This is a genomic window from Microbacterium umsixpiens, from assembly GCF_053543675.1.
The window spans coordinates 44,248-54,557 of the sequence record NZ_JBLVOH010000136.1; the positions used below are offsets into that span (position 1 = coordinate 44,248).

The window sequence follows — 10,310 nt, forward strand, 5'->3', positions numbered from 1 at the left end:
GGCTATTACGCGCCCACGAGCCGTTTCGGCACCCCGGACGACCTGAGATACCTGATCGATCGGCTGCACCAGGCCGGCATCGGCGTGATCATGGACTGGGTTCCCGGGCACTTCCCGAAAGACGCCTTCGCCCTCGCGCGCTTCGACGGCCAGCCCCTGTACGAACACCCCGATCCTCGCCGCGGCGAGCATCAGGACTGGGGCACGCTCATCTTCGACTACGGCCGGCCGGAGGTGCGCGGCTTCCTCGTGGCCAACGCGCTGTACTGGTTCAGGGAGTTCCACGTCGACGGGCTGCGGGTCGATGCCGTCGCCTCGATGCTCTACCTCGACTACTCCCGCGAAGCCGGCGAATGGGAACCGAACATCCACGGTGGCCGGGAGAATCTCGAGGCGATCCGGTTCCTGCAAGAGGTGAACGCCACGGCCTACCGGCTACACCCGGGGATCATGATGATCGCCGAGGAGTCGACCAGCTTCCCGGGCGTCACCGCACCCACCGACCACGCCGGCCTGGGGTTCGGGTTCAAGTGGAACATGGGCTGGATGAACGACTCTCTCCAGTACATCTCGCGCGACCCCATGTACCGCGCGCATCACGAAGGCGAGATGACCTTCTCCTTCGTGTATGCATTCGGGGAGAACTACCTGCTGCCGATCAGTCACGACGAAGTCGTGCACGGGAAGGGCAGCCTGATGGCGAAGATGCCCGGCGACCACTGGCACAAGCTCGCGAACGTCCGCGCGTACCTCGCCTACATGTGGGGGCATCCCGGGAAGAAGCTCCTGTTCATGGGCCAGGAGTTCGGTCAGCTCGCCGAGTGGTCCGAAGGGCGTGAGCTGGATTGGTGGCTCCTCGACCAGCCGTCGCACGCGCAGCTGCAGGGCTTCGTCGGCGCGATGAACCGTGCGTACAGATCCCAGTCCCCGCTGTGGGCACGGGACAACGACGGATCCTCTTTCCACCGCCTCGGCGCACCCAGCTGGGACCCGACCGTGATCGCCTTCGAGCGGCGGGATGCCCACGGCGGACGTCTCGTCGTCGTGAGCAACTTCGCCGGGGTGGAGCGCGCGGGATATCGACTCGCACTCCCGCAGGACGGCGTCTGGCAGGAGGTTCTCAACACCGACGCCGCCGATTACGGCGGACGAGGGTCCGGAAACCCGGGCATGGTCTTCGCCACCGGTGAGGACGGAAGCGCCCCCACGGCGACGATGACCCTTCCTGCGCTGTCGACGCTGTGGCTGCGGCACCAGTCGGACCCACACGTGCCTACCGTGAGCCACGGATGACGGGGGCGCGCGCCGGATCCTCCGACGGCTAGAACAACAGCGAAGAGAGCCGGTTCCGGGCGGCTACCACTCGCGGGTCGCCCGTCCCGATGAGGCCGAACAGCTCGATCAGCCGCTCCCGCACCGGGGTGCGCTGGTCGGACGGCAGCTGGGCAAACAGGTCGAGCAGTCGCGAGAAAGCGTCGTCGACGTGACCGCCGGCCAGATCGAGGTCTGCCACGTCGAACTGCGCCTGGACATCGAGCGGTCCCTCCGCAGCCGCTGCACGCGCCGCCTGCAGGTCGAGCCCCTGCACGCGGTCGAGCAGACGCACCTGGCCGAGACCCGCGATCGCCTCCTCATCACGAGGGTTCTCGGCGAGGGCCTTCTCGTAGGCGCGGATCGCGGCGGTGTAGTCGCCTGCCTCGATCGCGGCGAACGCCTCGGCGTGCAGCGGGGGAAGCTCCGGCTCCTCCGGCGTCGACGGCGCCTCGGCATCGGCGTCGACCGCAAGCGATCCGGTCACACCGTTCTGCGCTGCCACCTGCAGCAGCTGCGCGAAGACATCGCGCACCTGCTGCTCCGGCACCGCTCCGGTGAACATCGGCACGGGCTGACCGGCGATCAACGCGACGACCATCGGGATCGACTGCGCGCGGAAGCTCTGCGCGAGCTGCGGGTTCGCATCGACGTCGACCTTGGCGAGCAGCACGCGGCCGCCGAGTTCACGCGTCACCTTCTCGATGATCGGACTCAGCTGTTTGCACGGCCCGCACCACTCGGCCCACAGATCGACGACGACGGGAACCGTGCGCGAGAGCTCGAGGATCTGCCCGAATGTCTCATCGGTCGCATCGACGACGACATCGACCACGCCGGGGGCTGGAGCCCCCTCGGGCGGAGCCGCCGGTCGGTTGCGGAGGGTCGACAGGTCCACCGCGCCACGCAGCGCGGTCGGAGAGATTTCACTCACTTGATCACCTTCACGGAAAGGAGGTCCTGGTGGACTGCCAGGAGCCTGATCTGCTCCGTCGATCCCTGAGCGGGGACCGAGAAGAACAGCTGGAACTCGTACGTCGTCTCGACGCCCTTCGCGGATTCCGTCGCGCCCGTCAGGGCCTTGGCCTCTGCGTTGTCGCCGAACCGGATCACCACGTCGGAAGACGTCGGCGTCACCGTCTCGGTATCGGTCAGAGAGACCGCGACGATCGCACCACTGTCGAGCGTGGTCATCGAGATGGGCTCATCCGTCGTCGGCGCCATGTCGAATGCCGCCTTGGACGTCTTGGCGGCACCCTTGTCGGCGAGCCCCTTGACCACGGCCTGCCGGCTGTCGGTGATCGACGTCGCGAGATTCAACGCGAGGTCATCGAACAGGCCGTAGAACTCGCTCTTCTCCCCCGAGTCGACGACGTCGGCGAACGCCGGGGCGAGTTCCGCAGGCGGGAGAGTGAGGAACGCGGAGTCCGACGGGACGAGCGACGTGCCGAGCCAGCTGGCCGCGACATCGGGGAAAACCGCATCCGCGGACATCTCGGCCATATTGCTAACCTTGTAGTTCGACCACGGGTCTGACTGCGTCATCATGAGCACAACGGGCGGCTCGGTGTCGTCGCCCTTGCTCTTCGCGAGCATGAGCACGGTGCGCGGCCACACATCGGTCGCCTCCGGAAGCACGACCTCGACATCATCCGTCGGGATCGCCGCAGGAACAGCCATGTCCGTGAGCTTGGTCCGCAGCGCGTACTCGGTCGTGCGGGCGGCGAGAGCCGGTCCGTCCAGACGCGTGGCGGCCAGGTCGAGATCGAGTGCGGCGTCTGCCTCCACCACCGTGTCGGATACCGACTTCAGGATGCGCTTGGCCTGCGCCTCGGTCACGGCGGGGGGCTTCTGATTCTCCGGCGCGATGACGGTCGGGCTGGGCGAGGGTGACGCAGAAGCATCGCCGAACTGCGGCCAGGAATCGGCGGAACACCCGGCAGCGAGAAGGGCAGTGAGCCCGAGGGCCGGGATCGCCAGCAGCCGGCGACGACGAGCGGGGCTCTTCGCTCGCATCGACGTCTTCGAGTCGTTCTCCTTGGGGTCCACGATCTCCCCATCTTCGATCTCGGCGTCCGGGGTATCTGCGGAGGGCGCCGGGTCGGCGGAGGCCGGTGTATCCGTTGAACCTTCGATCGCTGCGCGCTCTTCCGGGGGAAGCACCGCGACGTCGATCGGCTCGGTCACAGGAAGGGGGCCGGGGCCCTTGCGGCGCGGACCCCGTCCACGACGCTGGTGGCGGATTCCGAGGACGTACAGGACGAGTCCGATCAGCAGGACGATGCCGCCGGCGACCATGAGGGGCCCTGCCAGGGGGGTCGAGGTGTCGAGCGGCCAGGAGACGACGATGTCGTCGGGAGCATCCTCCGTGCCGTCGTACGCGACCAGCATGCTCGTTCCCTCGGGGAGTTGCATGTTGTCGGCGACGAGCGTGTTCTCCTTCTCGAAGGAGTCGAGCCACAGGTCGGAGCCACGGGGATCACGGCCAGTGTCGGCTTCGCCCTCTTCGCCCTCTTCGCCACCGGCCGACGCGTCCGGCGACACGTGCTCGACGGCGAAGCTGCCGTCGTCGTCCACCGTGACGTGGTTGTAGTCGGAGTCTGCGAGCCAGGCTTCCATGTCGGCTGTCCTGCCGTAGCTGCCGAAGATGTCGCCCTGACCGCGCACGATCAAGGTCTGCACTCCGGGGTTCGTCCGGAGCACGTCCCCGTCCAGCAGGACGAACGGTGCAGGCTCATCGATCTTGACTTGCGTCTGCTGCGAGTCGGGGCCCACGAAGGTGCGCTGGGCGATCCCCGCCCCGATCAGCACGGCGGCAAGCACGAAGGCCACCACGGCCCATACGAAACGCACGAATAGTCTCCTCACGCATCACCGGCACCTGCCCGCGACGCAACACTCGACATTTCAGACTAGCGAAATCAGCTGTGTGTTGCCCACGTACACATGCAGTGCCGGCTGGACCGGCACGTCGCGCGCCACGTGGCTCGGCGTCTGGATACCCTTGCTGCAGTCGTTTCGAGGAGTCGTCGCATGAAGATCCACAATCCGTTCCGCACCGCCCTCGTGGCGACGCTCGGCGTGGGACTGGGGATCCTCCTGATCAACAGCGTGGAGACACTTTCGAGCGTCCTGCTCTACGTCGGCACAGCGCTCTTCCTCAGCCTGGGCCTCGATCCGCTCGTCTCCTTCCTGGAACGTCGCAGGCTCCCCCGCTGGCTCGCCGTGCTGGTGACGATCCTCGCGGTCCTCGCGATCTTCAGCGGGATCGTGCTGATCATCCTCCCCGTACTCGTGGATCAGATCTCCCAGCTGATCGCGCAGATCACGGCCATCGTTTCGCGAGGGAACATGATCCCCGACCTCAAGGAGTGGATGCAGGACACCTTCCCGAATCTGCAGGTCGATGTCGTCTTCACGTACGTCACCGACTGGCTGACGACGAACCTCGCCGAGATCGGCGGATCCATCGGTCAGGGCGTCCTCGTCGCCAGCGGCGCCGTCGTCAGCGGACTGTTCGGCGCGTTCATCATCCTCATCCTGACGATCTACCTCACCGCCTCGACGCCATCGCTCAAGCGCGCCGTGTACCAGCTCGCCCCGTCGTCGAAGCGCGACCGCTTCATCGACCTGTCGGAGCAGATCACCGACTCCGTGGGGTACTACGTCATGGGGCAGGTGACACAGGGCGTGATCAACGGCGTCCTCAGCGCGATCTACCTCTCGATCATCGATGCGCCGTTCCCGGCGGTCCTCGCGATCATCGCCTTCTTCTTCTCACTGATCCCGCTCGTCGGGACCCTGACCGGCTCCACGATCATCGTCCTCGTGTGCCTCATCCCGGGTCTCGGGTCTCCAGGGATCGCGATCGCCGCGGCGATCTACTACCTCGTCTACATGCAGATCGAGGCGTACGTGATCTCTCCGCGCATCATGAGCCGCGCGGTCGCCGTCCCCGGAGCAGTCGTCGTCGTGGCGGCGCTCGCGGGCGGTAGCCTGCTCGGCCTGCTGGGGGCACTCATCGCGATCCCCGTCGCTGCGAGCATCCTGATCATCTACCGGCAGGTTCTCATCCCGCGGATGAACGAACTCTGAGGCACCGGAGCCTCGGGCTCGATCAGTCCGTCGGCGGCCAGTGAGTGGCCAGGGGCAGAGCTGACGGGTTCACTGCCGCCACGATCTCCGTGAGCACGCGCCGCGTCTGGGTCTCGCCGACCCACAGGTGCTTACCGCCCTCGACCGCGATCAACTGGGCATGCGGAATCGAGGCGAAGCGTTCGCGAGCCTCATCCGGGCGCAGGTAGTCGTCCAGCTCCGGCACCAACACGACGAGCGGGACTTCGCTGTCGGCCCAGGCCGCGACCTCCGATTCCGTGGCGCGATGCAAAGGCGGAGACAAGAGGATCACGCCGGCGATGTCGTGGTCGCGCCCGTACTTGAGCGCCAGTTCGGTGCCGAAAGACCACCCGAGGAGCCATGGACGCGGAAGCGCCCGTGCGTGGACGAAGTCCATTGCCGCCGCCACATCGAACTGCTCCGCCGCGCCGCCGTCGAACGCACCGTCGCTCGTGCCGCGAGGCGACGTGGTCCCCCGCGTGTTGAACCTCAGGACTGCCAGGTCAGCCAGCGCAGGAAGCCTCGCTGCGGCTTTGCGGATGATGTGGGAGTCCATGAATCCGCCCGCTGTCGGCAGAGGATGAAGCGTCACGAGCGTCGCCACGGGCGGAGCATCCTGCGGGATGGCCAGTTCGCCGACCAGTGTGAGACCGTCCGCGGTGGTCAGCTCGACATCCTCGCGCTGCGCGGGGAGCTCCAGCGGCCCTCGAATCTCCATGTTCACGCCATCCTCCAACAGTGTGTATGCCAATGCCGACGCGCGGCGAGATCTGCCGCATCGCCTAAGACGCCGTCGGCACGCCAGGCGACCAGGTGCGCGGTTCCCGCGACGATCGGCCGCGCACACCCCGGGCAGACGTATTCCTTCTGCGCCTGAGCGGATGACACCGGCTGCACGGTCCACTCGCTGCCCCGGCGGGTCTCCGAGCGCTTCCATCCGGCGAGCATCCGATCGAAGGAGTCGTCCGGTTCAGGGCGCGCAGGAGGGCGCCGGCGTGAGCGAGGCATCGCTCCTGTTCACCACCAGTGGTTGTTGGTCCAGAAGCTGTACGCCCCGGCCCAGCTGCCGTACCGCCCCGTGGCGTAGCCGGTGGCCCAACGCAGGTTGTCCACGGGATCGTAGCCGTTGCCGGGAACCTTGCTGCACGGAAGCGCCTGGACCAGCCCGCACGCGCCCGAAGACGAGTTCGTGGCGTTCGGGTTCCAACCGCTCTCGCGAGACACGATGTAGTCGACGTACTGCCAATCGCTCTGCGCGATGCCGGCGGCGGCCATCCAGTCGGCGGGCGCTCCACCTCCCGAGTAAGGAGGCAGGGTGCCACCGGAGGACCCGCCCTGCGAACCTGTTGCGGCAGTCGCTGCCGGCTTGGGCTTGGGCTTCGGTTTCGGCTTCACGTACACCTCGAACGTGCCGCGTTCGACCGGCGTGATCGCTGCACCGCTGACCGTGACCGTGAGATTCTGCGTGTCGGCGAGAGCGAGCGAATAGGCCGAGTCCGGAGCATCGGACTGCACGGGCTCCGCCAACGCGACGCCGGTCGGTGCCACGAGTGCTCCCGCGAATCCGACCACAGCGAGAGCGCTGAACACGCTCACGACACCACGACGGCGAGACCATCGGCGAGTGCCCGTGCGCGCGGATCTGACCGTCGCTGCGGGCACCAGCGAAAGGTCGCGTCGTTCGGGGTTCATGTCGTTTCGGGAGTTCACGATGAAGGACAGTCTACGCAAAGGCGCCTGAGTCGACCATCAGGAACTCAGCGAACGGCGAGAATCACGTCGATCGTGGCGTCGAGGAGTGCGTCGACCTGCTCTTCACGGTAGCCGCCACGCTGCATGCGAAACGCGGCAGAACGCAGCTGCTCGGCGGAGAGCGGGTCTCCGTCGCGGAGGTAGCGGACGATTCTTGTCGAGACATGATCGACCTCGTCGACGCGATAGCCGAACGTGAGGACACCGGTGCGGGCGAAGCGTCGGCGGCGAGGCCGGGCCAGGTGATCCAGGATCGTCTGCGCGTCTGCTCTCGCCTGTTCGACCCAGACCTCGGCGCCCTGCGCTCGCACCACACGCTCCCGCTCGCGCGCGGCGAAAGCGTCTTCCACGCGACCGAGAGCCGCATCGACGTCGGCCACCACGTAGCCGCCCTTGACGAGCGGAAAGGATGCCGCGCGCACATCGTCGGCGCCCAGGTCGTCGGTACCGGTCTCGAACGCTCGTCGCGCAGACGCGAGAAAGGTGTCGACAGCGGCACGGTGGTATCCACGCTCGCGCCCGGACGTCAGCGCGAACGCCGGCGAGGCATCGGCAGCTCGCTCGGCGACCTGGTCTTCGTTCATCACAGCACCACCCAGGGAGAGAGGAGGAAGTAGAGGCAGAGCGCCGGGATCGTCGAGGGCAGGATGCTGTCGAGCCGATCAAGAAGACCGCCGTGCCCGGGAAGCCAAGAACTCATGTCCTTGATGCCGAGATCGCGCTTGAGCATGGATTCCCCGAGATCGCCCAGCGTCGCCGACAGCAGGATCGACGCGCCGAAGATCAGGCCCGCCCACCAGGGCAGTTCGAGAAGGAAGATGGCGAGCAGCACGCCGGCAACCAGGGAAGCGAGGACAGCGCCGCCGAATCCCTCCCAGGTCTTCTTGGGGCTGATCTTCGGGGCCATCGGGTGACGTCCGAAAGCGAGACCCGCCGCGTACGCCCCCGTGTCGGCGGCGACCGCGACGGCGATGAAGCTGAGCACCCACCACTGGCCACCCTCCTGTTCGAGGAGGATGAGAGCGACGCCGGCGAGGAACGGGACGTAGACCTGGACGAAACCGCCGATGACCGCATCCGCGAGGACGTCACCATAGGTACGGCCGTCTTTCACCATCATCTGGGCGATGAGTCGCCACACGATCACGAACGCGACCGCCACGAAGAGCATGACCCAGGACAGCCACGGTTCTGCGAAGTACGCGGAGAGCACCAGGAAGGCGCCCGCGACCAGCTGGGGAACGACATCGACCCGGCGGCCGGAGGCCCGCAGAGCCCGAGAGAGTTCGTACACCCCCAGCAGTGCCGCGGCCAGAGCGAACGGCACGAACAGCGCTTTGACGAAGAGCAGCGATCCGAGCAGCGCCGCACCGAACGCGAGACCGATCAGAATCGCCAGAACGAGGTCCCGCCCCGTGCGCTGTTTTATCCGTTCATTCGCCTGATCGATCTGATCGCGTGCATGGGAGACATGGTTCTCGAGTTCGTCCCGCGCGGCCCGCCACTGCTCCCGGATCGCATTGTGGTCGGCTGTGTCGAGCGGCCCGGCCTCGACGGGCGCCGCACCGGCGGATGACGCCGGCAGCGGTGGACGAGGCGGAATGGCCTCCGCATCGAACGTCGGGAAGGCGGCGTCCGCGAGCGGGACGCCGTCGAGCGGCGTGCCATCACGCGCGTCTCTACGCGTCGGCGGCATGCCCTCCTCGGCGTCTCGCGTTTCGTCAGACATCCGGACTACACCTCGAGGAGTTCGGCCTCTTTGCGCTTCAGCGCGTCGTCGATGAGGTCGACGTGCTGGCGCGTCAGGCCGTCCAGCTCCTTCTCGCCCCGAGCGATCTCATCCTCACCGAGCTCGCTCTTGAGCGCGTCGAGCTCGTCCTTCGCCTTGCGCCGGATGCCACGGACATGGACCTTCGCGTCTTCAGCCTTGGTCTTGACGAGCTTGACGTACTCCTTGCGACGCTCAGCCGTGAGCTCGGGCATCGTCACGCGCACGAGGTTGCCGTCGTTAGTGGGGTTGACTCCGAGGTTCGGCATGTCGCGGATCGCCTGCTCGATCGCCTTCAGCGCCGACTTGTCGTACGGCGTGATGATGAGCGTTCGGGCTTCCTGGTTCGCCAGCGATGCGAGCTGGGCGATCGGGGTCGGCGTGCCGTAGTAGTCCACGAGGACCTTCTGGAACATCTGCGGGTTCGCACGACCGGTGCGCACCGTGGAGAAGTCCTCCTTGGCAGCTTCGACCGCCCGGTTCATACGAGTGGTGGTTTCAGCGAGGACGTCCGCGATCACGGTGGCTCCTATCGTCGGGGTGTTCTGCAAATTCTATCGGGCGAAGTCGTCTCCGCCGTGTCACACGCTCAGGCGGTGACGAGGGTTCCGATCGGCTCGCCGAGCAACGCGCGGGTCACGTTGCCTGCGGGCTCCATGCCGAACACGCGCATGTCCATGCTGTTGTCCATACACAGGCTGAAGGCGGTCGAGTCGACGACCTTGAGGCCACGCTGCAGCGCATCACGATACGTGACGCGCTCGATGCGCTCCGCGTCGGCGTGCTTGTTCGGGTCGGCGGTGTAGATCGCGTCGACGCCGTTCTTGGCGACGAGGACCTCGTCCGCGCCGATCTCGAGCGCGCGCTGCGCTGCGACGGTGTCGGTGGAGAAGTACGGGAGGCCTGCGCCGGCACCGAAGATGACGACGCGGCCTTTCTCGAGGTGACGCTCGGCGCGACGCGGGATGTACGGCTCGGCGACCTGAGTCATCGAGATGGCCGACTGCACGCGGGTGGCGGCTCCGGCCTGCTCGAGGAAGTCCTGGAGGGCGAGGGCGTTCATGACCGTGCCCAGCATGCCCATGTAGTCGGCGCGCCCCCTGTCCATGCCGCGCTGGCTGAGCTCGGCACCGCGGAAGAAGTTGCCTCCACCGACGACGATCGCCACCTCGACCCGATCGACGGCCGCGGCGATGTCGCGGGCGATCTGCGAGACCACATCGGGGCTGACACCCAGCTGCCCCGCTCCGAAAGCCTCGCCGGAGAGCTTGAGAAGGACGCGTCGGCGTCCGGTGCGTTCATTCATGGGTGGGTGTCCTCTCGTCCCGATTCAAGATAGTGCCTCGTGGGCATGAAGAAGGGG

General features: G+C 66.8%; 11 protein-coding genes. 2 read left to right on the plus strand and 9 right to left on the minus strand.

Annotated features, from left to right (window positions below; all coding sequences use genetic code 11):
- A partial coding sequence (gene glgB, locus ACNPM4_RS13575) for a 1,4-alpha-glucan branching enzyme (protein WP_448986018.1) occupies positions 1-1,293 on the plus strand: 1,293 nt, incomplete at its 5' end.
- Positions 1,294-1,321: 28 nt separating this feature from the next.
- Here the strand turns inward: glgB and ACNPM4_RS13580 are convergent.
- Together ACNPM4_RS13580 and ACNPM4_RS13585 are read right to left on the minus strand one after the other, a co-directional pair.
- On the minus strand, positions 1,322-2,245 hold the full coding sequence (locus tag ACNPM4_RS13580) for a tetratricopeptide repeat protein (RefSeq protein WP_417506329.1): 924 nt from the start codon (positions 2,243-2,245) through the stop codon (positions 1,322-1,324).
- Positions 2,242-4,164, minus strand: coding sequence for a DUF8094 domain-containing protein (locus ACNPM4_RS13585; RefSeq protein WP_448986019.1), 1,923 nt, complete (start codon positions 4,162-4,164; stop codon positions 2,242-2,244). The genes ACNPM4_RS13580 and ACNPM4_RS13585 overlap by 4 nt, the downstream gene beginning before the upstream one ends.
- Positions 4,165-4,344: 180 nt before the next feature.
- Between ACNPM4_RS13585 and ACNPM4_RS13590 the strand changes: the two genes are divergently transcribed.
- The gene (locus tag ACNPM4_RS13590) at positions 4,345-5,406 is read left to right on the plus strand and encodes an AI-2E family transporter (RefSeq protein WP_029263475.1); all 1,062 of its coding nucleotides are present in this window, start codon (positions 4,345-4,347) and stop codon (positions 5,404-5,406) included.
- 22 nt (positions 5,407-5,428) lie between these two features.
- Here the strand turns inward: ACNPM4_RS13590 and ACNPM4_RS13595 are convergent, their stop codons facing one another.
- From ACNPM4_RS13595 to pyrH, 7 genes are all read right to left on the minus strand, one after another.
- The gene (locus tag ACNPM4_RS13595) at positions 5,429-6,145 is read right to left on the minus strand and encodes an alpha/beta hydrolase (RefSeq protein WP_029263476.1); all 717 of its coding nucleotides are present in this window, start codon (positions 6,143-6,145) and stop codon (positions 5,429-5,431) included.
- A gap of 2 nt (positions 6,146-6,147) precedes the next feature.
- Entirely contained in the window at positions 6,148-6,435 is a 288-nt protein-coding gene (locus ACNPM4_RS13600; RefSeq protein WP_081859948.1) for a hypothetical protein, read from the minus strand.
- Between the two features lie 9 nt (positions 6,436-6,444).
- On the minus strand, positions 6,445-7,137 hold the full coding sequence (locus tag ACNPM4_RS13605; protein WP_231481753.1) for an aggregation-promoting factor C-terminal-like domain-containing protein: 693 nt from the start codon (positions 7,135-7,137) through the stop codon (positions 6,445-6,447).
- Positions 7,138-7,184: 47 nt separating this feature from the next.
- Positions 7,185-7,763 carry a DivIVA domain-containing protein gene (locus ACNPM4_RS13610; RefSeq protein ID WP_029263478.1) on the minus strand — a complete coding sequence of 193 codons (579 nt, stop codon included), beginning with the start codon at positions 7,761-7,763 and terminating at the stop codon, positions 7,185-7,187.
- Positions 7,763-8,908 (minus strand): phosphatidate cytidylyltransferase, encoded by a 1,146-nt coding sequence (locus tag ACNPM4_RS13615; RefSeq protein ID WP_448986020.1) that lies wholly within the window; start codon positions 8,906-8,908, stop codon positions 7,763-7,765. The genes ACNPM4_RS13610 and ACNPM4_RS13615 overlap by 1 nt, the downstream gene beginning before the upstream one ends.
- A 5-nt stretch (positions 8,909-8,913) precedes the next feature.
- A complete protein-coding gene (frr, locus tag ACNPM4_RS13620) occupies positions 8,914-9,468 on the minus strand; it encodes a ribosome recycling factor (RefSeq protein WP_029263480.1) in 555 nt (184 codons plus the stop codon).
- Between the two features lie 68 nt (positions 9,469-9,536).
- The gene (gene pyrH / locus ACNPM4_RS13625) at positions 9,537-10,253 is read right to left on the minus strand and encodes a UMP kinase (protein ID WP_105709869.1); all 717 of its coding nucleotides are present in this window, start codon (positions 10,251-10,253) and stop codon (positions 9,537-9,539) included.
- Positions 10,254-10,310 lie beyond the last annotated feature (57 nt).

Excerpts from the sequence above, each read along its gene's own strand:
- ACNPM4_RS13600 (WP_081859948.1), bottom strand. The coding sequence starts at position 6,435 with ATGCCTCGCTCACGCCGGCGCCCTCCTGCGCGCCCTGAACCGGACGAC.
- ACNPM4_RS13595 (WP_029263476.1), bottom strand. The coding sequence starts at position 6,145 with ATGGAGATTCGAGGGCCGCTGGAGCTCCCCGCGCAGCGCGAGGATGTC.
- ACNPM4_RS13610 (WP_029263478.1), bottom strand. The coding sequence starts at position 7,763 with ATGAACGAAGACCAGGTCGCCGAGCGAGCTGCCGATGCCTCGCCGGCG.
- pyrH (WP_105709869.1), bottom strand. The coding sequence starts at position 10,253 with ATGAATGAACGCACCGGACGCCGACGCGTCCTTCTCAAGCTCTCCGGC.
- ACNPM4_RS13615 (WP_448986020.1), bottom strand. The coding sequence starts at position 8,908 with ATGTCTGACGAAACGCGAGACGCCGAGGAGGGCATGCCGCCGACGCGT.
- ACNPM4_RS13590 (WP_029263475.1), top strand. The coding sequence starts at position 4,345 with ATGAAGATCCACAATCCGTTCCGCACCGCCCTCGTGGCGACGCTCGGC.